The following is a 25283-nucleotide window of genomic DNA, read 5'->3' as shown; positions in this document are numbered from 1 at the left end:
GGATCAATCAGTTTTTTATTTGTATCATATTACTAGTTAATTTCTTTCTCAATTGTGACTGAAGAAAGATAATTTAATAATGCTATATCATTTTCAACACCGAGTTTTAACATAGCCGACTTTTTTTGGCTACTAATTGTTTTAATACTTCGATTAAGTTTTTTTGCAATTTCGGTGACTAAAAAACCTTCCGCAAATAGGCGCAACACTTCACTTTCTTTTGGCGATAAACGTTTATCGCCATAACCATTCGCATTAACTTTCTCCAATAATTTCGATACATTTTCAGGAGTGAATTTTTTTCCTTTTTGTAAGGCTGATAATGCCTTTGGTAAGTCGGCAGGAGCGCCTTGTTTCAATACGATGCCTTCGATATCTAAATCTAACACAGCACTGAGTATTGCGGGATTATTATTCATGGTAAGGACAATTATTGATAGGTTAGGGTAGTGGCGTTTAATGTATTTAATTAATGTAATTCCATCACCGTATTTATCACCGGGCATCGAAAGATCAGTAATTAGAATATCTGCTTTAAGTTTGGCTATATTATTGATAAGAGATGTGGAATCTTCAAATTGACCAACCAAATTAATTCCCTCGATTTGCTCAAGAGATTTTCGTATACCAAATAGTACAATAGGATGATCATCAGCGATAATGACATTAAGGTTATTCATTTTATTGGTTGCCCTCTGGCATTAGTTTTTTGATAAAGACATCAATATCTCTAATGCTATTTAAAATCTCAAATTCATTATTATCTGCTATGTGTTGTTCTAATTGCTCACATGCTTTTTTAAGAAGCTCAAAGTTCAGCATAGCAAAAACACCTTTTAGTCTATGTGCTATATCTTTTAGTTTTTTTAAGTTACCTTTTTCTTGGTTAGTATACAGCTTATTAATATCTATAGGTACTGTAGTAAGGAATAAATTACGATAGTCACTATCAGAAAGCTCTTTTTTATAATCCTCAAGGATTATAAGGTTTGAATTATTGTTATGATTGATGATAGTAAATATTGATTTATCGGTTGATTCTTGCTCAGCAATCAAATTACCTTCGATTAAGATAGAAATTGCATTAATAAGTTCATCATTAAAATTGAAATTACATTTTATCAAATTTTGTTTTACTACTCTATAATTAATAATATTATCAACAAGGTAAATTGTCGGTTTATTATATTCTGTTTTATGATCAGTTATAAATAAATCATAGGATGAATGACAATTATTTTTAGCTATATCAGAATAATTAGCTCCATAAATCATTAAATGCTGCTGGATAATTTTATGAATTTCAGGATTTCTAATATCAAGAAGTATATTAATACCATCAAGAAGCGGTAATGATTTGGAACTTTGTTCATTTTCTAATTCTAAGGGCAATGTCACTGTATAATGAGAACCGATTCCAACTTTACTTTTTATGAAAAATTCACCTTTCATACGGTAACATAGCTGATGACATAGATAAAATGTCATTCCTGAATTGGATAGTGTTCCGTCATTGTCTGTTGAACTAGCAAAAGGCATGTGGATATTTGCCAGATCCATAGCATTAAGTCCTATACCGCTATCAATGATCTCAAGGGATAGACGTTTAGTTGCATAGTTTACTATAACAGTAATTTTGCCAAAATTAGTTGTATTGATTGAATAACTCAATAGAAGTGAAATTATTTTAAATAAAGCGTTATTATTTGTGGTGATGTGTTGTTCATAATTTAAATTATTATGATAGTAAAGTGAAAGACCTTTGTTGACAAGCAGTGATATTTTTTCTTTTAGTATTTTATTCATCATCTCAGCGATTGAGACAGGTTTAAATTCATTTGGTTGCTCTAATTTCCATTCACCAGATTCAATGGTATTAAGTAAAGCAAGATTATCTATCCAGTTAACAATATAATGTGTTCTAATTAATGATTCATTAATTAAATATTTTATGTTGTGATTATCAGAGGTTTCTTTGATTTGGTTAATCAGACTATTAATTTCTATAATGGGAGTATGGATCTCTTTACACATGTTAGACAACATCGAGCGTCGGACTTGAATATTTTTTTCATGCTCATGTTTAGCCATCAGTAATTTTTTATTTGTTAGTGCTTCTTTATCTTGATCATGAATAAAAAACATATAAGTATTATCTAATAATTGATTATTTAGTAATTTTATTTCATAGATAGTATCTTCAATTGAAATTTGAATAGCCCCATGATGCTGGATTGCCATGTCACGAATACGTATCAAGTCCATATGGGGTAAAAGTAATTCAGCTATTCCATTACTCATAATTTTGCGATTGGTTGTGAAATTATAAAGTAGAAAACCAATAGGAATATTTGAAATAATATAGTTGCTAATTGTGTTTGTAATTTGTATCTCGTGAAACATATTTTGGTTAGGGGCAACAAAACGTGTTCTAATATACAAGCTGCCAACAATAGAGATGGTTGTAAAAAAACAAATGGCGATTATGGCCCACAAATTATTATATAAAAGATCCCACAAGATATCTTTAATTGGTAATTGATATACTAGCCGGTAAGTTGTTGTTCCGTGAATGGGTTGGGTAAATTGTAGTGAGAGACCATTAAATTCAATATCAATTAGGTTTCCATTGTTGTGTATTATGTCATTTGAAAAGGTAATTGATAAATATTCAGGATTAATGTTTTTTGAGAGTAATAAATTTATCGGTAATTCAAAAGTTATAATGGTAGTTAATTGGCCTGGTGAGTTGAACATCGTGCGGTAAGTATAATAGTATGAATTATCATAGCGTGTACGATGAATATTTGACAAGCTTTCTCGTTTGTCTATAGCCGATGATAATGTCAACATCACAGAGCGTTTTTCTTCTGCGGTTAAGGTTAAATAACTCTCTTTATAGCGAATCTCTGGTTTTAGTATCGAATGGGTAGTTACCAGCAAAAGTGTATTATCAGGACCATTGAGATAGTACATCGAACTGTATTCATTTTTAGCGCCCCAGATTATGCCCATATAGTTAGATAGTTTATAGGCCAGATTAATATTAGTATTATTTTGCCGGCCAAAAATAATGGCATCGACATGTCGCTCGTAGTTATTGATCCAAAAAATATCAGGGCGCAGTTTTATGGGTAAGGGGGTATCACTCTTAGTTTCATCCTCTCCATCGTTTGCAATATAATAGAGTTGACTTGCGTAATAACGGTAATCTTCAATTTCATATTCAAGTTGTTTAGTGATGTTACTGAGTGCATTTTGACTATTATTGATCCAATTATGAAAGTAATTGTAGGCAAATAGAAATAACAATAATACAAGCGAGCTGATAAACATTATAAAAAAGCGAGTTAGCGATGAAAGTTGTAAAGTTGGTTGTTTATAATCCATTGGTAGAAGAGGCGCCTTTCTTACTTAAACATGAAGAAAAAAATTAGTATGTTGATTGCTATTTAAACAATTCTGTCTTATTATTTTAACAGGTAATTTCGGATAGTATAATTTTAATGCTCAAACTTTGAGCAAATGATGAAAAAAATAGTATTTTTTTATATTAAGGTCTAGACAAGGTCATCACATTTCGCCATAATTCCGCGCCATGGAAGGATGGCCGAGCGGTCGAAGGCAGCGGTCTTGAAAACCGCCGATGGGAAACCATCCTAGAGTTCGAATCTCTATCCTTCCGCCAAATTCGCCGGCTTAGCGCAGTTGGTAGAGCGAATAACTTGATGGTTAAGAAATTGAATTGCACTTAAGGTGAGGAGTAAAAGCCATCCATTATTGCTAAAAGGAGAGAGAATCGGTTTATTGGAACTGTTGCAGGTCGAATTTTCATCAGATAGTGTGTTTTTTCATCTAACACCCTAATTTTAGAGACATTAACCCTAGGTTTAGCTGAGTAACCCTCGTTTTTTCTCCAGGTTATCCAGTCTTTCTGACAACAATTCCGTTGCCTGTTTGCCAGCTTGATGTATAAGAAATTAATATCCGAAATGGTTACTCATTGACCTGAGCCATGATGAAATCCTTTTTATTTTCTTCTAAATTTTGCCAAAATTATGTTGAAGGTTGAGATAAGGAACGGAATAGATGGTTAAAAAACGATTAATTATTAATCAATTTTGAACAAAAGGATAGATCTACCCTGTCGTGAGTTTTTATCGCCACCGCAAACAAGCCAGATCATGGTGACGTGCCATAAGTTCTTTACGATTCAATCCAAAATTCATTCCTGCGAAAAGTAATTTTTTCCCACATAAGAGACAAGCAAGTGGATCGACTTTAAAGACGTGTTGATACATGTTTCGCCAGGTGATTTTTTTAGCGGGTTTTTTATCTTGCTGGGCTAAAGGATAAACAACCTCCGTTAACATTTTTCGCATCCGTGCTGATGGACTTAAAAAGCCGTAATAGCGGATCATGTGAAACCATTTTTCTGGCACATGAGACGCAAACAGGGTAATAAATTCATCGGATGTCATGACCAGGTCTTCCTGTTTTTTCGTGCGGTGGCTCTTATAGCGTAACGTGTGTTATCTTCGCCGGAATAATGTTTTAAGCGACTGAGCGAGACAGGGGGTTTCTTTAGATAAAATCAGAGATAAAGGGTGACATGGGTAATATTGGAAAGAATATCAGAAAGATTAATATTCCACCCGCGCTTGTAGTGAGTGTTAAGTAATTGATTCCATGATGCTTTACTTCTTTCTTCAGCTTTAAGCTCATCGGGAATGGTGAGCGTGTAATAATGTTTTCTCAATAATGCCGTTATCGCCACATTGTCATAATGTTTTCGCGATAAAAGCTGATATCCCGCCAGGTATTCTTTTTAGTCACCCCGCCGGCTGTGGTTGAAAAATGAATATGCGGATGCCATTTTTGGTCTCGTCCCCAGGTATGGTATAGTAGCTCAGACTTGATCTGACAGTTACCGGTTATTTATACAGTACCTGTCAGGTTAAATTTGATTTAAATCTTTCTCTCTCCAAAGTTGTTTTCCATCGTGTAAAGTTGCCGTAGGAGTTCGACCGCAACACATTTTTCCTTGATGAGTGCGTTGGTTATTATATTCCGCTAACCATTTATCTAAATCAGCTTGTAATTCATCTAAATCCCTATAGATTTTCCTTACGAAAAGCCACCTGATAGAACTCTTGTAATACAGTTTTAGAAAGCGTTCACAAATCCCATTGGTTTGAAGTGAACGAGCTTTAGTTTTTGTATGATCAATATCATTGATAGCGAGATAAAGTTGATAATCGTGATGTTCAACTTTACCACAATACTCACTGCCTCTGTCCGTCAGTATACCACGAGTTTCGCACCAATAAAAAAACGCTCTATTTTTAAGTTTAATTCAGCATAATATATAAATAGACAAAATCTTATAAATTAAAAGCAACTTATTGTAATTTAAACAAATTTATACGTTTTAGTAACTTACAAATTAACTATTGCTTTTAAGCCATTTCTGGAATTTTATATGCCTGTGCGAAACTCGTGTATACGTAACACCGGTAACCCATGCTGGGAATAAAAAGGGATTTAATAAGTCTGCCGCCGTTATCGCGCTTTTTGTTGTGTAAAGCTTACAATGAACGACTTTACTGTAAGTATCAATGTAAGTTTGTTGATAAACACGACCAACGCCTTTTAAATGACCGACATAAAAAGTATCTTGTGAACCCAGATAACCTGGATGCGCTGTTTCAATCTCACCACAGGCTTCATCATCTTGCGCTTTCTTTTCTAGAGCACTGATTTGTGATTCTGACAGGATAATTCCTTCTGTTGCGATTTTATCTTCAAGCGCTTTTAGGCGTTTTGTAAAATTTTCGAGATTATGGCGCAGCCAAATAGAGCGAACGCCACTCCCCGAAACAAAAATGCCTTTTTTTTCTTACACTGCTTACTTGTAAGAATGTTTTATAGATATTTTTAATGCATGGATAACCGGACAAAATATGAACACCCTAATTTTTTCTTGTTTTTAAATTTATACTTCTTTTTTGGAGATTGCGAAACTCGTGTAATAGATTTATTGTTGAACAGGTTTTTTTCATTTTCCAGTGTGTGAAAGACTAGTGTCATTGACACTGAATCTCGGGTTATCGGTGAATTGGAATGGGTATTATTTAAGATGCAGCTGTCTTCGTTGAAAATATTTTTGTCATATGTGGCGTTGTATCTAAATGATAGCCATATGCACTATAGCAGGAGTAGAGTGAGGCTTCCCCTATGATTAATATAATATTTTTATTATTATTGTCTTTTTTAGATAATATTGCATGATTAAATTTTTCAATTTCGGCTGTATTTGCATATTTATTATTTTCATATGATGAAATTAATAAATAAACCACGTCACCAAATACTAAAGGGACTTTATGATGAAAAAAAATCCCAAGCTCTTTTCTATCTTCTTTGATATTAGAAATTAATCTGTTTTCATCTTTTATATCTAAAACAACCAGGATCATCGAAAGTGCTGTAAACGATAATGCTGAGTACAATAATAGAGAGATATTTTCTAAATTATTCTTGATTCTTGTTATTAGATAAAATAAAAAAGCAGTAAAAATCAATGTAGGAAAAATTAGCTTCAGCAGTAAACTGCCTGACATAAAGAGAGCTTCATTTGTGTTGGTTTCAAGGATGGAATGGAGAACGGAGATTATTATATATCCGTTAAAATTTAACGGATATATAACCTTTATATTTAACCTGAGTTCGGGATAAGAAATAAAGTGAAAGTCTTGCTATTCAAATAGTTGAATGCGCATATTTCGTTAAAATACTCTAACAATCTGGTTAAAGCGTAGAGCATTGTTAAACAATTATGGAAAATCTTACTGAACTTTATTGCCTGATGGATGATTTTTGTAAAGACTTCGAGCCAAAAATGCATGAAATTTTGCTGAATAACGGCAGTAAGCGTCGTAGACGGTCTACTCAGCTTTCATTGGCTGAAATGATGACACTGGTTGTTTTGTTTCATCAACTCCGATTCAGCCAATTCAAGGTATTTTATCTCTATCATGTCGTTTATATCTCAGGAAGGAATTTCCTAACTTGCCATCATATTCGCGCTGCGTAGAGTTACTTCCGCGCAGTGCCTTAGCTTTAACGGCACTGTTTGAGTCAATTAAGGGAAAGTGTACGGGTCTGTCGGTTGCCGATTCTACTCCGATAGCTGTGTGTGATAACTTACGGATCCGCCGGCATAAAGTCTTCGATGGGATAGCTGAACGAGGAAAAACCTCAACAGGTTGGTTCTTTGGTTTCAAACTTCATGTAATTATCAATCATTTGGGGGAAATACTCAGTTTTCGACTTACACCAGGAAACACAGATGATCGGAAACCATTACCTGAGCTGATAAAAGATCTTTCTGGTTATTTGTATGCGGATAAAGGGTATTTATCGGCTTCACTGAAACAGCAACTGAAAACAATGGGAATTAACCTCATAACGAATACAGACTTGTTTCGACAAAGCCATCTTGCGTCATCGTTCTGTCATTGAAACGGTATTTGATGAGTTAAAAAATCTTTGTCAGATAGAGCATACGCGGCACCGCTCTCCTGCTAACTTTGTAGTGAATTTATTAGCCGGGCTGCTTGCATATTGTTTAATTCCATCTAAACCAAAGATACCTATGGCAGGAACATATCTTCAAGCATAATTGATAATGCTTATCCCGAACTCAGGTTATATTTATAAAGAATAAAAAAAGTAATCCAATTAGTTTTGGTAATTTATTCTTATTTACACGAGTTTCGCACCAATAAAAAAACGCTCTATTTTTAAGTTTAATTCAGCATAATATATAAATAGACAAAATCTTATAAATTAAAAGCAACTTATTGTAATTTAAACAAATTTATACGTTTTAGTAACTTGCAAATTAACCATTGCTTTTAAGCCATTTCTGGAATTTTATATGTCTGTGCGAAACTCGTGATTTATTATTAATAAAAAAGTAATTAAGAGAATAATAAAACTAGATATATGCGGTAGTCTTGATTCTTCTTTGAAAACAAAAAGATTTAATAAAACTGAGAATATAAATAATAATAGTAATATTATATAGTTAAGGTATTTTTTTGCGATTTTCATATAATTAATTTATTAATCTGCAATAAAAAATGAAGAATATATAACTTTTCAGCTAGCGGTATTGAATATATCTTTAATTTGTTTTAATAGCAGGTTGGTATTCCTATGTATACTTAGTATTTTTTTGTGTTGCTAAATAGAGCGAAATGGCTAAAAAGTAACGCCAATTCAAAAAAATTAAAAGATAATACAAAACTATATTACAATTATTTTAAAACTATTTAAAGTTATTTTATATCACAATTGATACAGCGATAAATAATTAATAATGACATTTTAAGCTTTATTTAAAATATTACTTATATCATTAAATTAGTAAAAAACTGCATTTATCGTTAGGCTAAAGCCGAGAATAAACGCAGCATATTTTATACCTCAGATAACAAATTATCACGCTAAAACCACAATATTTACCTTATTCGCTGTTTGCTATTTAGCATAATGTCATGGCGCCATATCTGACGGTAATTTTGTATAGTCAATTCGTTTATTATTAAAGTCAATAACACTATTTTGTTGATGACAAATATCGTTTGAAATCATATGACAGGAATGGTCAATACTGGGATCGTCAATGCCTGACCATTCAGAAAATAGAGTTAAAAAGTTAATTCCACTTCTAGCAGCAGTAATGTATTGCTGGTCGTTAAAATTATAAGAACTAATAAATAGTGGTACTTCATAATCCTGACGGTATTGATCATTATGGGTAAGTTTTAGGTCACTAGGGTTATTTTTATTGACGAAACCGAGGCCATGATCAGAAAAATAGATCATTGTCCATTTTGATTTGCTGTCGGTTAAATATTGATGAATTGTTGCTAATAGTTGATCAGTATTTTTTATGCTCTGTATATAGCATGAAATCTCTTCACTTTTGTAAAAAGTTTCATAGTGATCATTAGTCCTTGCGCAAGCGCGAGAATGACTACCAATTAAATGAACAATAATGAATTTTTTGGCCTGAGGGGCTTTGATTGCTGTTGCGATTTGTGGCAGTAATTCATTATCATTGATCTCTTTACTATTATAACCTGCTCTTTTCAGAAAAAACGAATGATCTGCTTTTTTCCCCATAGAGGCAATTGGTGTGTCGTAGATACCAACAGCTCCCTGATTTGACAGCCAATAGGTAGTAAATCCCCATTTTTTTGCCAGCGCAATAATGCTATTGGCTAATTTGGGCGCTTGAGTCAGGGAACTGGTTAATGATGGAATAGTTGATGAAGCGGCTGAAATATAATGGTTGAATAGAATACCATTAGCGCTATCCATAAATGGGGTATTATTAATTGGAAAGCCATAAACATGCATAAAATCGCGTCTAGCGCTTTCACCAATCACCATAACATAGGTATCAAATGGCGTGGCAGTATTGTTTGGCTGGAAGTCATCTGTTTGAGCAAGTAAACTAAAAAGTTTATTGGTTTCTTCTTTGGCACTATTGAAGTCTTTGACAAATTTGATTTCTGGATAACCGCTATTTAAAATATCGAATTCACCCGTTTCTTTATAATCTTTTATTGGGCCATATAGAAGAAACGTCAAAAAGGTAATAAAAGCACCAATCTTTGTTTTGTTACCGGTTTTAAGCTTAAATGTTGTACAGAAAAAGCCGAACAGTAAAATAAATAATGATCCAGCATAAAGATAGTATGGAATATTACTAATAAATTCTATTGCTTCACTTAAATTGGTATAAGTAACTGATGTTGCTATGGTTAGTGAGGGAGTACCATAGAGTAGCATAATCGGAAAATATAGCGCTGCAATAATGGCGAATATAATAATGAATCCACTATATATTATTCGTAACTGATTGATAACGATTAGCAATGCGACGATACCCGCTGTATAGTTTAGTCTTGGTGGGTAACCCATAGCGTAATGAATTAGGCTGAATAATATAATAAGTAGCAATATTTTCAGCAAAAAATTTCGATCATCATTTATTAATTTTTTTATCATTTACTATATCCGATTTAGATCAGTGACTACCCTTAATGCAACAATACACAAAGTTAAATTAGTTAATTTTATTAATAGCATAAGTGATTTTTGGGGTGGTTTATTGATGTTATTTATTATTATGAGATGGCTATTAATTAGTTTTAAAGAGTTATTAAATCATAAGTTGATATTATATTATAACTATTTTTGCGATTTAAATTAATATTTGAGGTTTTTATTCGTGGACCAAGCCCAAAAATATGTTTATTGGATGCGAAAAGCTATTTTACTAGCCAAAAATGCTCAAGAAAAAGGTGAAATTCCTGTTGGCGCGGTATTAGTACATGAAGATAAATTGATTGCAGAAGGTTGGAATCATCCTATTTTGTCTCATGATCCATCCGCTCATGCGGAAATTTTAGCTTTGCGGGCAGCTGGTCAATCTTTACAAAATTATCGCTTACTCAATACTACGCTTTATGTGACACTCGAGCCTTGTATTATGTGTGCCGGAGCTATGATCCATGCACGCATTAGTCGTTTAGTATATGGTGCCTCTGATCAAAAAACTGGCGCTGCTGGTTCAATTATTGATGTTTTTAATCATCCGGATATGAATCATCGTATTCTGGTATTGGGAGGGGTTTTGGCCGATGAATGTTCGGTGATGTTAAGTGGTTTTTTTCAACAGCGGCGAGCAGAAAAAAAATTGGCTAGGAAAGGGCAGCGTTGATAAATTAAATCTGCCTAAGTCGCCTAGTAAGGTGGCTTAGGCAGAAATAGAAGCTAATACTGTTTAGTAATGATTAGCTAAATTAGTCACTACTTTTTTCTTTGCTGCTGGTTCTAGAGAATAATAGAGGATCCCTTGCAGCGAGCTTCATATTTTGATTCATTTTCTTATTCTGTAGGTAATCCACCAAGCTTTGGTGATAACGGCGAATATTTTCCACATAGCGATAGGCTTCATAGCCACGTGCATAACCGTAGGTTAATTTAGCAAAATATTTTTTCTTGCTAAGTAGCGGCAGTCTGGCTTTTACATCTAACCAACTGTCTGGATCTCCGCCTTGTATGCGTGTCAGTTTCCTGGCATCAAGCATATGTCCCAACCCCATATTATAGGCCGATAAGGCAAACCAAATGCGATCATCAGGCGCAATAGTGGTTGGTAAGCGCGAAATCAGATATTGCAAGTAAGCGGCGCCACCTTTAATACTTTCCTCTGGATCCAGCCTATCTGACACACCCATAGTTTGTGCGGTAGGTACTGTTAGCATCATTAAACCACGAACACCGGTGGGTGATGTGGCTAGTAGATCCCAGTGTGATTCCTGCCAGGAAATTGCTGCTAGTAAATGCCAATCTATATTTTCTGCATATTTTTTAAACAGATGTTTATAGGTTGGCAAAGTTTTATTAATTGCAGTAATAAAAGAAAGCGTATCAAAATAGTCAAAAGTAGCAACATGGCCAAAATATTTTTCATCTAAACGTGTTAAAAGTTCTTCTTCATTACTTTTATTAAAGAAGTCTAACATTGCTGCATTTAGACTATTATCTTTTGAGCGTTTCATATACCAATTAAAGCTATGATCGTCGCTAACATTAAAAGCAACAGCAATGTTTGGATGAATTCGTTGCTGCATAGCGACGACAATAGAATTTTCTAAGGTATAATCAATTTTCCCTTCGGCTAGTAGTTGCAATAACTCAGTCGCATTATAATGACAGGTTTCTTCCCACTGAAGATTTGGATATTTTTGCTTCAACTGTTGCAGCGTATTAGCGTTTACTGAATCAGTGGCAACGACAAACTTTCCTTTTACATCGTTCAAAGAGCGTGGACGACTTACCCCTTTGCGATAAATTAGCTGCTGGGAAACGGTATAGTAGGCAGGGCCAGGCTTTGCTTTATCGAGGCGCTTCTCATTATAAAGAAGTCCTGCAGTAATAAAGTCACTATTACCGTTTTCAAGGTCATTAAAAAGTTGATTGATATTTGAACGTACATTGATACGTAGCTTTACGCCAAGGTAATCGGCAAAGCGTTTAGTCAGTTCGTAATCAAATCCGCTTGCTTCTTGCTTATCGTTAAAGGACATAAGGGGTGAATTAATGGTACTTACACGTAATTCACCGCGAGAAATAATTCTTTTCACCTGGTCTTGCTGCTGGTTGGGCCATTCAATATTAAGTGTAATGACACCAACAGAAATTATAGAGACAATAACGATAGCAAGATAATTAATTCTAATATTAATCAAATGGTTATATCTCGTTAGTTAAACATATTTTCTTAATTAAAATGACCAAATTATAGCCAATTTTTTAAGAGTCAAATATTCTGCTTAACAAAAGTAGAATTTGCAACTTAATTTAATCTATTTTATATATCTTTAATATTTACAGGTGCGTGATAAATGTGTACGCAAACGGTTTCGTAACGGTTCATGATGCTTTATAATAGCTTTCCAGTTTTCCTGATACATATCCTTCAGGCCAGCTTTATAAGTTAAGAGAATCTATTACTATGGAAATTCTGCGTGGCTCACCCGCTTTATCGATATTTCGCATTACTAAGCTTCTTTCCCTATGCCAGCAGCAGCAACTACTGGTTACTGACATTTATGCTGAATATGTACACTTTGCTGAACTTGGTGCTCCATTAAATCAGGATGATCGACAAAAACTAAGTCAATTGCTTCATTATGGTCCTTCATTAACTGAGCAACAGCCGGCTGGCCAGTTACTCTTGGTTACTCCTCGGCCAGGCACTATTTCATCCTGGTCTTCAAAGGCAACGGATATTGCTCATAACTGTGGATTACAGCAGGTTATCCGGCTTGAGCGTGGAATTGCTTATTATATTATTTATTCCTCGCCATTGGATATATCACAATTGGATGATTTATCTGTCATTTTGCATGATCGGATGGTTGAAACTGTTTGGACTTCTTTCGAGCAAGTAAAATCACTCTTTATGCACCATAAGCCGGCTCCGATGGTGACGATAGAAATATTAAAAAACGGTCGTCGTGCACTTGAATTGGCAAATACTGAATTAGGGTTAACGTTAGCCACAGATGAAATTGATTATTTAATGGATGCCTTCCAAACATTAGAACGTGATCCAACGGATGTTGAGCTCTATATGTTTGCGCAAGCTAATTCAGAACATTGTCGGCATAAAATATTTAATGCCAGTTGGGTTATTGATGGTAAATCACAACCTAATTCTTTGTTTAGTATGATAAAAAATACTTATCAACAAACGCCAGATTATATTTTATCAGCTTATAAAGATAACGCTGCCGTAATGGAAGGATCGAATATTGGGCGTTTTTTTCCTGATCCAGTAACCGGCAAGTATGATTATCATCATGAAAATGCTCATATTTTGATGAAAGTAGAGACCCATAACCACCCAACAGCTATTTCTCCTTGGCCTGGTGCTGCCACCGGTTCAGGTGGAGAAATACGTGATGAAGGGGCAACAGGGCGTGGTGCAAAGCCTAAAGCCGGTTTAGTTGGATTTGCTGTTTCTAACTTACGTATTCCAGGTTTTAAACAACCTTGGGAACAAAATTTTGGCAAACCACAGCGTATTGTTAGTGCGCTTAATATTATGCTTGATGGGCCATTGGGTGGTGCCGCTTTTAATAATGAATTTGGCCGACCCGCTTTATTAGGTTATTTTCGCACTTATGAAGAGCTAGTGAATAGTCATAATGGAGCAGAATTACGCGGTTACCACAAACCGATTATGTTAGCAGGTGGTATAGGTAATATTCGGGCAGAACATATTGAAAAGGGCAATATTCCAGTTCGCGCTAAATTAATTGTATTAGGTGGTCCATCGATGAATATTGGGCTGGGAGGTGGCGTAGCTTCATCGATGACTTCAGGGGAGTTTGATATTGATCTTGATTTCGCTTCGGTGCAACGTGATAACCCTGAAATGGAGCGTCGTTGTCAAGAGGTTATTGATCGGTGCTGGCAGTTGGGTACTGATAATCCGATCCTATTTATTCATGATGTTGGCGCTGGTGGGCTTTCTAATGCTATGCCTGAGTTAATGAATGATGCTGATCGAGGTGGAATATTTGAACTACGTCAAATATTGAATGATGAACCAGGCATGAATCCTCGTGAGATTTGGTGTAATGAATCTCAAGAGCGCTATGTATTAGCTGTTTTACCTGAACAACTTCCCCTATTTGAGTCTATTTGTCGTCGAGAACGCGCGCCATATGCTATTGTTGGTGAAGCGACGGAAAATCGGGATCTTGTTCTTAATGATAGTTATTTTACTAACCAGCCTATTTGCATGCCGCTAGATATTTTGTTAGGTAAAACGCCTAAAATGCTACGTGATGTTAGTTCTCAATTTGCTGCCGGTAAGCCGATTAATCGAGAAATGATAACCTTAACCGAAGCAGTTAAACGGGTATTACATTTGCCAGCAGTAGCAGAGAAAACTTTTCTGATTACTATTGGTGATCGCAGTGTTACCGGAATGGTGGCACGCGATCAAATGGTTGGCCCTTGGCAGATCCCTGTTGCTGATTGTGCGGTCACGACAGCTGGTTTAGAAAGTTATTATGGCGAAGCTATGTCGATCGGTGAGCGCTCACCCATTGCGCTCTTGGACTATGCGGCATCTAGTCGGATGGCGGTTGGAGAAGCGTTGACCAATATCGCTGCTGCTTGTGTTCAGGACTTAAAACGGGTGAAGCTTTCCGCTAATTGGATGGTAGCAGCGGGACATCCTGGTGAAGATGCCGGTTTGTATCAAGCGGTGAAGGCTATTGGTGAAGAGCTATGTCCGGCATTAGGTTTAACCATCCCGGTTGGTAAAGATTCTATGTCAATGAAGACCACCTGGCATGATGGCGAACAGATTTGTGAAATGACGGCGCCGCTTTCTGTGGTTATTACCGCTTTTTCTCGGGTTGAGGATGTTCGTCTGACGGTTACACCTGAACTGAAAAGTGATCAAGATAATGCATTATTATTAATTGATCTCGGGCAAGGTCATAATGCATTGGGAGGTTCAGCACTTGCACAGGTATATCGGCAAATAGGTGATCATGCCCCGGATGTCCGTGATGCTAAATTATTAACCGGTTTTTTTAATGCAATTCAGGCGATTATAAAAGAACAAAAATTATTAGCTTACCATGATCGTTCCGATGGTGGCCTGTTTGTTACATTAGCAGAAATGGCATTTGCCGGTCATTGTGGTTTAGATATTGATATCGGTCATTATGATAAAGATATTCTTGCTGCTTTATTTAGCGAAGAATTAGGGGCAGTCATCCAGGTTAAGCAAGCGGATAGGGAAATGGTGGAAACATGCTTGGCCGGGCATGGGTTGGCTGGATGTGTACAGTATCTTGGTATGGCAATTAAAGACGATATTGTTACTATCAATAGTCACGGTAGAGAAATTTATCGTGAAAAATGTAGCCAATTGCGTTTATGGTGGGCTGAAACTACCTGGCAAATGCAACGTTTACGTGATAATCCTGCGTGTGCAGATCAAGAACATCAGGCTAAACAAGATCTGACAGATCCTGGATTGAATGTAAAAATAAACTTTGACCCAGCAGATGATATTGCAGTGCCTTATATTATGACAACCCCGTCGCCTAAAGTGGCTGTTTTACGTGAACAGGGTGTCAATTCCCATGTTGAAATGGCGGCCGCATTTCACCGTGCAGGTTTTACTGCCATTGATGTGCATATGAGTGATTTGTTAGCAGGCAGAGTAACACTCGCTGATTTTCAGCTATTAGTTGCCTGTGGCGGCTTTTCTTATGGTGATGTATTGGGGGCAGGAGAAGGCTGGGCAAAATCAATTTTATTCAATTCACGCGTACGTGACGAATTTGCGGGCTTTTTTACTCGTTCTGATACTTTATCATTAGGCATATGTAATGGCTGTCAAATGATGTCTAATCTCAATCAGTTGATTCCAGGTGCTGAACATTGGCCACGATTTGTACGTAATCGTTCAGAACGCTTTGAAGCGCGTTTTAGTTTGGTAAAAGTGATGGAAAGTCCTTCACTATTTTTACAAGATATGGCTGATTGTCAGTTACCAATAGTGGTATCTCATGGTGAAGGTCAAGTTGAAATGCGAGACATTGCGCATCTTGACCAGTTGGAAAAAAATCATTTAGTTGCGCTACGTTTTGTTGATAATTATGGTCAGGTTACTCAACAGTATCCAGCAAATCCAAATGGATCGATTAATGGTATTACTGCAGTGACCAGCTTAGATGGGCGGGCGACTATAATGATGCCGCATCCGGAGCGAGTATTTCGTACAGTTACCCATTCATGGCATCCGCCAGAATGGGGCGAAGATAGCCCCTGGATGCGTATTTTCCGTAATGCGCGGCAGCAGCTGGGTTGATATTGATATAAATGTTTCTCTATGGCTAATTAACCTGAGTTCGGGATAAGCATTATCAATTATGCTTGAAGATATGTTCCTGCCACAGGTATCTTTGGTTTAGATGGAATTAAACAATATGCAACCAGCCCGGCTAATAAATTCACTACAAAGTTAGCAGGAGAGCGGTGCCGCGTATGCTCTCTATCTGACAAAGATTTTTTAACTCATCAAATACCGTTTCAATGACAGAACGATGACGCAAGATGGCTTTGTCGAAATAAGTCTGTTCAACAGGCTTCATTTTCTTCTTGATATTCGTTATAAGGTTAATTCCCATTGTTTTCAGTTGCTGTTTCAGTGAAGCCGATAAATACCCTTTATCCGCATACAAACAACTAGAAAGATCTTTTATCAGCTCAGGCAATGGTTTCCGATCATCTGTGTTTCCTGGTGTAAGTCGAAAACTGAGTATTTCCCCCAATTGATTGATAATTACATGAAGTTTGAAACCAAAGAACCAACCTGTTGAGGTTTTTCCTCGTTCAGCTATCCCATCGAAGACTTTATGCCGGCGGATCCGTAAGTTATCACACACAGCTATCGGAGTAGAATCGGCAACCGACAGTGCCGTTAAAGCTAAGGCACTGCGCGGAAGTAACTCTACGCAGCGTGAATATGATGGCAAGTTAGGAAATTCCTTCCTGAGATATAAACGGACATGATAGAGATAAAATACCTTGAATTGGCTGAATCGGAGTTGATGAAACAAAACAACCAGTGTCATCATTTCAGCCAATGAAAGCTGAGTAGACCGTCTACGACGCTTACTACCGTTATTCAGCAAAATTTCATGCATTTTTGGCTCGAAGTCTTTACAAAAATCATCCATCAGGCAATAAAGTTCAGTAAGATTTTCCATAATTGTTTAACAATGCTCTACTCTTTAACCAGATTGTTAGAGTATTTTAATAAAATATGCGCATTCAACTATTTGAATAGCAAGACTTTCACTTTATTTCTTATCCCGAACTCAGGTTAAATACGATAATCAATAGGAATTGATTCAACAGTTGTTAGATTATGCCAAAGTAAATTAACTGTATTAGTCTTAACTTAATCTGACAATTCTTATTTAAAAAAGAGCGTTACCGGTTTTAATTAACATCATTAGATGATTAAATAAAAGGTAATTCTATGTATCAAACAAATAATCCTATCACAAACATAAAGTCGGGTTACTTAACCTCGCTGAAGAGCTTAATAACGTCTCAAAAGCCTGTAAGATTATGGGGGTATCCCGAGATACGTTTTATTGCTACCAGGAACTTGTTAACGATGGTGGGATAGACACTTTAATTAATCAAAATCGACGGGTGCCTAGCGTAAAAAATAGAGTAGACGAACAGATTGAAAGCGCTGTAGTTGAGTCCCTGCACACGGTCAACACCGCAGTAGTAATGAACTAAGAAAAAAAAGCATTTTTGTTTCGGGGAGTGGCGTTCGCTCTATTTGGCTGCGCCATAATCTCGAAAATTTTACAAAACGCCTAAAAGCGCTTGAAGATAAAATCGCAACAGAAGGAATTATCCTGTCAGAATCACAAATCAGTGCTCTAGAAAAGAAAGCGCAAGATGATGAAGCCTGTGGTGAGATTGAAACAGCGCATCCAGGTTATCTGGGTTCACAAGATACTTTTTATGTCGGTCATTTAAAAGGCGTTGGTCGTGTTTATCAACAAACTTACATTGATACTTAATCATTGTAAGCTTTACACAACAAAAAGCGCGATAACGGCGGCAGATTTATTAAATGACAAGGTTCTCCCTTTTTATTCCCAGCATGGGTTACCGGTGTTACGTATACTGACGGACAGAGGCAGTGAGTATTGTGGTAAAGTTGAACATCACGATTATCAACTTTATCTCGCTATCAATGATATTGATCATACAAAAACTAAAGCTCGTTCACTTCAAACCAATGGGATTTGTGAACGCTTTCATAAAACTGTATTACAAGAGTTCTATCAGGTGGCTTTTCGTAAGAAAATCTATAGGGCTTTAGATGAATTACAAGCTGATTTAGATAAATGGTTAGCGGAATATAATAACCAACGCACTCATCAAGGAAAAATGTGTTGCGGTCGAACTCCTATGGCAACTTTACATATTTTCTCGCTATTTCTGCGTGGTTTGAACAACATAAACGCCGTATATCTGAAAAAATAACTATTTATCAACAAAATTGGCATGTAATCAAAAATGCTATTGCTGAGCGCATCCGTGTTTTATTAGCGTACCCAATTTAGGTTTGTGCTAAACTCGTGAGGAGATAAAATCACGAGTTTAGCACCAATAAAAAAACGCTCTATTTTTAAGTTTAATTCAGCATAATATATAAATAGACAAAATCTTATAAATTAAAAGCAACTTATTGTAATTTAAAAAATTTATACGTTTTAGTAACTTGCAAATTAACCATTGCTTTTAAGCCATTTCTGGAATTTTATATGCCTGTGCGAAACTCGTGAAAATGTAGTTTTTGCGCGGTTGATTGAAAATAAGTAAAAATGAATTTCATTATGAGCTAAATTTAGCTGAAATTTGATGTTGATTATTATTAAAATTATTTGAATTTGCTTATTAAATCTTATAACTGTCGTCAATTAGCTAAGTGATAAAAATAAGTTGTCTCTAATTGGAGACATTTAATTGTATGATTTTTTGTTAGTATTTGATTCACTCAATGAAATGTCGCTAATAGGCGACACTTTTTATTAAAGTCATGGCATTAAATTTAATGAAAAACCATTTTAAATGCTTAAAATTTTTATTTTATTTTAAATTTCAATAACTTAATGAAACTTTTAAAAAGTTGGCATATAAGGTGCATATTATATTGGGCAGTCGCTCATTCAACTTTTTATGTTGGTCCCAATATAGAGGGATGCACACCACATAAGCCAGGAATGATGCCAAAAGTCAGGTGCCTACCGTCCCAGCAGCATGATATTTGCTTATAAACAAGCTTTATCAAACATCGGGCGACACGTGGAGTGAGGCACCATCTATTAAAAATTCGCTGCTCTCCTCGCCAATATCGGTGGGGCGCAGTGAACTATTTAATAAAGTATTTATTGCTGCTTAAGCGCATGAATATTATTTACTCTCCTTGCCTTATTCCCTTATTAATTAATAATGTTACCCGCAATTTTGGTGATTAAAAGACTGTTTTTCACATAACAATCAAATTAGAAATTTTTTATTACACGAGTTTCGCACAGGAATATAAAATTCCAGAAATGGCTTAAAAGCAATGGTTAATTTGCAAGTTACTAAAACGTATAAATTTTTTAAATTACAATAAGTTGCTTTTAATTTATAAGATTTTGTCTATTTATATATTATGCTGAATTAAACTTAAAAATAGAGCGTTTTTTTATTGGTGCGAAACTCGTGTATTAAATAGGCAGGCAAATTCACTATCGAATATAAGTTCTGTTACCATAATAGTATGAATAGGTAATGAGATGATTTCTTTGAATAAGTGGCATTCTTTTCCGCGTTCACTACGCCAACTGGTGGTGATGGCTTTTTTATTGGTTCTTTTGCCATTATTAATATTGGCATACCAGGCCTATCAAAGTTTAGATCAATTGAGTAATCAAGCGGCTGATATCAACCATACCACTTTGCTTGATGCGAGGCGCAGTGAAATCATGACGAGTACCGCGCTTGAAATGGAGCGTAGTTATCGTCAATATTGTGTGTTAAACGATCAAACTTTTGCTGCTCTATATAAGAAAAAACGGCAAGAATATAGTGAGATGCTAGCTCGTCAAATGACTATTTTGCCTGATAAAAACCAAATCGCGACTATTCAAACCTTACTGGAAGATCTCTCCGATTTAAAATGCGAAAATAACTCACCTATCCCGGCAATGGCGACGGCACTTGAACGTTTTTCGGTTACCAATAATCAGTTAGTACAATTAACACGCGATGTTGTATTTGGACGTGGTACGCAATTGCAGAATGCAATTGCTGAAAAAGGTCAATATTTTGGTTGGCAAACGCTAATTGTGTTTTTATTGAGTGTATTATTAGTTGTGTTGTTTACTAGAATGATTATTGGTCCGGTTAAAGCTATTGAGCGGATGATTAATCATCTTGGGGCAGGAGGAACACTTTTCACCAGACTTGAACGTTTTAAGGGCCCTAGTGAGTTACGTTCATTAGCTCAGCGTATTGTTTGGTTAAGTGAGCGACTTAGTTGGTTGGAATCACAACGGCATGAATTTTTACGTCATATTTCTCATGAATTAAAGACACCTTTAGCCAGTATGCGTGAAGGGGCTGAACTATTAGCTGATGAAGTAGCAGGACCTTTGACTTTAGAACAACGAGAGGTTGTCGCTATTTTGGATAATAGTAGTAAACATTTACAACAACTCATTGAGCAATTATTAGACTATAACCGTCAGTTAGCCGATGGGCCAGCACAGATTCAGCAAATTGATTTAACCAAGTTAGTGGCAAATATCGTTTCCTCACATAATCTAACGGCTAGAGCCAAAAATATTCAAACTGAAATTGAGTTAAATATTACTCATTGTTGTGCAGAGCCAACTTGTTTGGCAAGAGTGATCGATAATCTCTATTCTAATGCAGTGCACTACGGTTCTGAATCGGGTAAGATCTGGATAATAAGCAATGAAACTGATGATAAACTCCAAATCGATATCGCTAATACAGGAACACCTATCCCAGAATCTGAACAAAATATGATTTATGAACCTTTTTTTCAAGGATCTTTATTGCGTAAAGGGGCAGTAAAAGGGAGCGGGTTAGGATTAAGTATTGCCCAAGATTGTATTAAAAGAATGAATGGTCAATTGTTGCTTATTGATTGTCAGTTTGCTGATGTCTGTTTTCGTATTGAGCTACCACTAACCACAGAGTATGAATAATGCCAAATTGGTCTAATTACAACACCCTAATAGCCGCCGGGATAATGCGGAAAACATGGCATATTGCATCTGCGAGGCTAAGTTGTGGGGGATTTTTTTCCACTAAATGGAAAATAAAGTTAACAACACTTTTTTTACCTTTTTTATTAATAGCTTGTAGTAAATATCACCATCCATTACCATTGGATATGATAAATGAATCGATACCAATAGAAGAACGTATAACAGATTATCGCTATGTTACTTGTGAAAAAATATGGAATATAGATAGTGAGAATGCTTCAGATAATCCGCTTTACTGGTTGAGAATAGTTGACTGTGCTAATCGATTGAATAAAGAGCAGGCGGGTTTGATGGCTAAAACGATTCATTTAATTAATTGGCAAAATGTTTTTCGGCATAGTATTTTACTCGATGTTGCAGAACCAACCGTCACTGCCCGGCGTAAAATGATTGATAATTTGAATATTTATAGTTTGCAGTTCCCTTCACCTATTCGCCCACTATTAGAATTATGGCGTGAAAAGCAAATCCAGATTGTTAATGTTGAAGAAGCAAATGCTAAATATTTACGTTTACAACAAGAGAGCGATAATAAACTGGATCGTTTAGCTGAACAAAACGCTCATCTAACCTATGAATTAAATATTGTCTCACGTAAGTTGGAAAATCTGACCGATATTGAACGACAACTTTCTTCACGCAAACAGCAGGAACAAGCTGTTTCAAGTGGAAAAATGGATAAAAGCAGTACCAATTCAACAGCAAATAGCGCAGAGACGAAAACGACAGATGTGATTAAAGAGTTTCATCAGGTTGATAAAAGCGGAGAAAATCCCCAATGACAGTGCATAAATCAGCCAATCTATTATTGGTAGATGATGATCCCGGTCTATTGAAATTATTGGGTATGCGTTTGACTAGTGAGGGATTTAAGGTGGTTACCGCAGAAAATGGTTTGGATGCCTTGAAAATTCTAACAAAAGATAAAATTGATCTGGTTATCAGTGATTTGTGTATGGATGAAATGGATGGCATGGTACTTTTTGCGGAGATACAGAAACAGCAGCCAGGCATGCCAGTCATTATTTTAACGGCGCATGGTTCAATCCCTGATGCGGTAGCGGCAACACAAAGAGGGGTATCGAGTTTTCTCACTAAACCGGTTGATCGTGATGCCCTCTATAAAGCGATTGGTGAAGCCTTGGCTATGTCAATTTCCGTTTCTGATGAAAATTGGAGTGAGGAAATTGTCACTCGTAGCCCGATAATGCTTCGTTTATTAGAACAAGCACGTATGGTGGCGCAATCTGATGTTAGTGTATTAATAAATGGGCAAAGTGGTACTGGTAAAGAAGTGTTGGCACGAGCAATTCATCGTGCTAGTCCTAGAGCTAAAAAACCCTTTATTGCAATTAACTGTGGGGCTTTACCTGAGCAGCTTTTAGAATCGGAGCTGTTTGGTCATGCCAAGGGCGCTTTTACCGGTGCGGTTACACATCGTGAAGGCCTATTTCTCGCTGCGCAAGGTGGGACACTATTTCTCGATGAAATTGGTGATATGCCTTTGTCTCTTCAAGTGAAACTATTGCGGGTTTTGCAAGAACGTAAAGTGCGGCCTTTAGGCAGTAACCGTGATTTGGATATTGATGTTCGAATTATTTCAGCGACCCATCGTGATTTACCAAAGGCAATGGAAAAAAATGAATTTCGGGAAGATCTCTATTACCGTTTGAATGTGGTAAATATCAAAATTCCTACCCTTAATGAGCGTTCGGAGGATATCCCTTTATTAGCAAATCATTTGTTAAGGGAATCAATAAAGCGTCATAAACCTTTTGTGCGTAGCCTATCGAGGGATGCAATGAAATGTTTAATGGCGGCAAGCTGGCCGGGTAATGTAAGGCAATTAGTGAATGTTATTGAGCAGTGTGTTGCATTAACAACCGCGCCGGTTATTAGTGAAGCATTAGTTATTCAGGCGTTGCAGGGCGAGAATACTGCATTACCTACTTTTGTTGAGGCTCGCAATCAATTTGAGCTTAATTATTTGCGTAAATTGTTACAAATGACAAAAGGTAATGTTACCCATGCCGCGCGTATGGCAGGTCGAAACCGAACGGAGTTTTATAAGTTATTAGCCAGGCATAAACTGGATGCTAATGATTTTAAAGAATAATTTTTATTATGTCTGGAGAATGAAATTTTATGAACCGAACGCTGAATATTGCACTAGCGCAATTAAATTGGCTGGTAGGTGATATTGAAGGCAACTGTGAACGCATGTTGCAGGAAGCTAAGGCTCAACAGTTACAGGGTGCAGATCTTATTCTGTTTTCGGAATTAGCTTTAACTGGCTATCCGCCCGAGGATTTACTTTTTCGGCCGGATTTTTACCAACGCTGTAGCAAACAGCTTGATCGTCTGAAAGATGCTAGTCAAAATATCGCCATTGTCGTTGGTCATCCATGGTGGCAAAACGAAAAATGTTATAATGCATTGTCATTTTTCTGGCAAGGGCAGTTAGTGTCGCAATATTTTAAGCAACAATTGCCTAATTATGGTGTTTTTGATGAAAAGCGTTATTTTCATTCAGCTAACGAAACTTGTGTAATACCTTTTAAAGGTTACAAGTTAGGTTTTTTAATTTGTGAAGATGTCTGGTTTGATGAGCCAGTTGATGCAATTAAAGCCCAAGGCGCTGATGTCCTCATTATCATTAATGCTTCACCTTACAATCGTGAAAAGCCGCATATTCGTTCAACATTATTAAAATCACACTGCCAAAGAACACAATTACCAATTGTCTATTTAAACCAGGTTGGTGGGCAAGATGAGCTCATCTTTGATGGCGGCTCAAAAGTATTTAATGGTAAGGGTGAGATAACTCATTATTTAGCGCAGTTTGCTGAGCAAGTTCTCCAGTGTAAATTTAATGATGATGAACCACTGCCAGTGACTAATTTAGCAAAAACTTTATCACCGATAGCCCAGGTTTATGAAGCATTAGTCATGGCAACCCGTGACTATATTAATAAAAATGGATTCTCTGGCGTTATTTTGGGATTATCAGGCGGAATTGATTCAGCTTTAACCTTGGCTATTGCAGTAGATGCTTTAGGTAAAGATAAAGTTCAGGCAGTAATGATGCCTTTCAAATATACCGCTGAAATGAGTATCCATGATGCCAAAGAGCAGGCAGCATTGTTAGATATTGAATTTGCGATAATATCTATTGAAGCTATGTATGATGCATTTATGGCAGGTTTGTCACCATTATTTACAGGCATGGCGCCCGACACAACCGAAGAAAATTTGCAGGCTCGCTGTCGGGCTATCATTCTGATGGCAATATCGAATAAGCGTGGCCGTTTAGTATTAACGACCAGTAACAAAAGTGAGTCCGCCGTTGGTTGTACCACTCTTTATGGTGATATGGCCGGCGGTTTTGCGGTGCTTAAAGATGTACCAAAGATGTTAGTATTTGAGCTAGCAAAGTATCGAAATACGATTTCACCAATCATCCCTCAGCGCGTGATCGAACGTCCGCCTTCTGCTGAGCTAGCGCCAGGGCAGCTCGATCAGGATAATTTACCCCTTTATCCGGTGTTGGATGCGATCCTGGAAGGTTATGTTGAACAGGATAAATCGGTCAGTGAATTAGTTGCGGTTGGATTTGATGAAGTAACAGTTCGTAAAGTGATCAAATTAGTTGATATTAATGAATATAAACGGCGTCAGGCACCGATAGGTCCGCGCGTTACAATGCGAAATTTCAACAAGGATAGGCGTTACCCAATTACTTCGGCTTTTGGTCATAAAAACTGGCGATAATAGGATAAT

Annotated in this window: 14 protein-coding genes, 1 tRNA gene and 6 pseudogenes; 10 read left to right on the top strand and 11 right to left on the bottom strand. The window is 36.4% G+C overall.

Annotated features, from left to right (window positions below; all coding sequences use genetic code 11):
- Positions 1 to 32: 32 nt before the first annotated feature.
- Entirely contained in the window at positions 33 to 680 is a 648-nt protein-coding gene (gene rcsB / locus AYJ55_RS13490; RefSeq protein WP_032114652.1) for a response regulator transcription factor RcsB, read from the bottom strand.
- 1 nt (position 681) lies between these two features.
- On the bottom strand, positions 682 to 3390 hold the full coding sequence (gene rcsD / locus AYJ55_RS13485) for a phosphotransferase RcsD (protein WP_063656911.1): 2709 nt from the start codon (positions 3388 to 3390) through the stop codon (positions 682 to 684).
- 210 nt (positions 3391 to 3600) lie between these two features.
- On the opposite strand from rcsD, the gene AYJ55_RS13480 reads away from it, so the two are divergent.
- Positions 3601 to 3688, top strand: a tRNA-Ser gene (locus tag AYJ55_RS13480).
- A gap of 469 nt (positions 3689 to 4157) precedes the next feature.
- Here AYJ55_RS13480 and AYJ55_RS29100 read toward each other — a convergent pair.
- The 6 genes and pseudogenes from AYJ55_RS29100 to AYJ55_RS13470 form a co-directional block, all read right to left on the bottom strand.
- Positions 4158 to 4517: pseudogene (locus AYJ55_RS29100) on the bottom strand (transposase); the annotation flags it as partial.
- A 77-nt stretch (positions 4518 to 4594) separates the two neighbouring features.
- Positions 4595 to 4777, bottom strand: coding sequence for a hypothetical protein (locus AYJ55_RS29095; protein WP_162505565.1), 183 nt, complete (start codon positions 4775 to 4777; stop codon positions 4595 to 4597).
- Positions 4768 to 4920, bottom strand: coding sequence for a transposase (locus AYJ55_RS36080; protein ID WP_425393805.1), 153 nt, complete (start codon positions 4918 to 4920; stop codon positions 4768 to 4770). The genes AYJ55_RS29095 and AYJ55_RS36080 overlap by 10 nt, the downstream gene beginning before the upstream one ends.
- Positions 4921 to 4957: 37 nt before the next feature.
- Positions 4958 to 5230, bottom strand: a complete 273-nt coding sequence (locus AYJ55_RS33230) for an integrase core domain-containing protein (protein ID WP_281181145.1) — start codon at positions 5228 to 5230, stop codon at positions 4958 to 4960.
- Positions 5231 to 5502: 272 nt separating this feature from the next.
- Positions 5503 to 5896: pseudogene (locus AYJ55_RS26210) on the bottom strand (transposase family protein); the annotation flags it as partial.
- Positions 5897 to 6134: 238 nt separating this feature from the next.
- Positions 6135 to 6623 carry a hypothetical protein gene (locus AYJ55_RS13470; protein WP_063656910.1) on the bottom strand — a complete coding sequence of 163 codons (489 nt, stop codon included), beginning with the start codon at positions 6621 to 6623 and terminating at the stop codon, positions 6135 to 6137.
- A gap of 215 nt (positions 6624 to 6838) precedes the next feature.
- Between AYJ55_RS13470 and AYJ55_RS13465 the strand changes: the two are divergent.
- Positions 6839 to 7684, top strand: a pseudogene (locus AYJ55_RS13465) (IS982 family transposase).
- 878 nt (positions 7685 to 8562) lie between these two features.
- Here AYJ55_RS13465 and AYJ55_RS13460 read toward each other — a convergent pair.
- A complete protein-coding gene (locus tag AYJ55_RS13460) occupies positions 8563 to 10086 on the bottom strand; it encodes a phosphoethanolamine transferase (RefSeq protein ID WP_063656909.1) in 1524 nt (507 codons plus the stop codon).
- Positions 10087 to 10309: 223 nt separating this feature from the next.
- Here AYJ55_RS13460 and tadA point away from each other — a divergent pair, with 223 nt between their 5' ends.
- Positions 10310 to 10801 (top strand): tRNA adenosine(34) deaminase TadA, encoded by a 492-nt coding sequence (tadA, locus tag AYJ55_RS13455; protein ID WP_281181141.1) that lies wholly within the window; start codon positions 10310 to 10312, stop codon positions 10799 to 10801.
- An 82-nt stretch (positions 10802 to 10883) separates the two neighbouring features.
- Here the strand turns inward: tadA and mltF are convergent, their stop codons facing one another.
- Positions 10884 to 12335, bottom strand: a complete 1452-nt coding sequence (gene mltF / locus AYJ55_RS13450) for a membrane-bound lytic murein transglycosylase MltF (RefSeq protein WP_063656908.1) — start codon at positions 12333 to 12335, stop codon at positions 10884 to 10886.
- 266 nt (positions 12336 to 12601) lie between these two features.
- Between mltF and purL the strand changes: the two genes are divergently transcribed.
- Positions 12602 to 16492, top strand: coding sequence for a phosphoribosylformylglycinamidine synthase (gene purL, locus AYJ55_RS13445; protein ID WP_063656907.1), 3891 nt, complete (start codon positions 12602 to 12604; stop codon positions 16490 to 16492).
- 59 nt (positions 16493 to 16551) lie between these two features.
- On the opposite strand, the pseudogene AYJ55_RS13440 reads toward purL, so the two are convergent.
- Positions 16552 to 17393 (bottom strand): annotated as a pseudogene (locus tag AYJ55_RS13440) (IS982 family transposase).
- A gap of 275 nt (positions 17394 to 17668) precedes the next feature.
- Here AYJ55_RS13440 and AYJ55_RS29080 point away from each other — a divergent pair.
- The 6 genes and pseudogenes from AYJ55_RS29080 to AYJ55_RS13415 all read left to right on the top strand — a co-directional run bounded on the left by AYJ55_RS29080 (position 17669) and on the right by AYJ55_RS13415 (position 25274).
- Positions 17669 to 18699, top strand: a pseudogene (locus AYJ55_RS29080) (IS481 family transposase).
- A pseudogene (locus AYJ55_RS36075) lies at positions 18642 to 18779 on the top strand (IS701 family transposase); the annotation flags it as partial. The pseudogenes AYJ55_RS29080 and AYJ55_RS36075, both read left to right, overlap by 58 nt.
- 1221 nt (positions 18780 to 20000) lie before the next feature.
- Entirely contained in the window at positions 20001 to 21440 is a 1440-nt protein-coding gene (locus AYJ55_RS13430; protein WP_063656906.1) for a sensor histidine kinase, read from the top strand.
- Positions 21441 to 21484: 44 nt separating this feature from the next.
- On the top strand, positions 21485 to 22285 hold the full coding sequence (gene qseG / locus AYJ55_RS13425; protein WP_187153266.1) for a two-component system QseEF-associated lipoprotein QseG: 801 nt from the start codon (positions 21485 to 21487) through the stop codon (positions 22283 to 22285).
- Positions 22282 to 23619, top strand: a complete 1338-nt coding sequence (gene glrR, locus AYJ55_RS13420; protein WP_063656905.1) for a two-component system response regulator GlrR — start codon at positions 22282 to 22284, stop codon at positions 23617 to 23619. The genes qseG and glrR overlap by 4 nt, the downstream gene beginning before the upstream one ends.
- Positions 23620 to 23648: 29 nt before the next feature.
- Positions 23649 to 25274 (top strand): NAD+ synthase, encoded by a 1626-nt coding sequence (locus AYJ55_RS13415; RefSeq protein ID WP_063656904.1) that lies wholly within the window; start codon positions 23649 to 23651, stop codon positions 25272 to 25274.
- Positions 25275 to 25283 lie beyond the last annotated feature (9 nt).

This window comes from Candidatus Arsenophonus triatominarum, from assembly GCF_001640365.1.
In the GTDB taxonomy this organism is placed as follows: Bacteria; Pseudomonadota; Gammaproteobacteria; order Enterobacterales; family Enterobacteriaceae; genus Arsenophonus; species Arsenophonus triatominarum.
The sequence above is the reverse complement of the archived record's forward strand: the minus strand, read 5'-3'. Positions and strand labels throughout refer to the sequence as shown.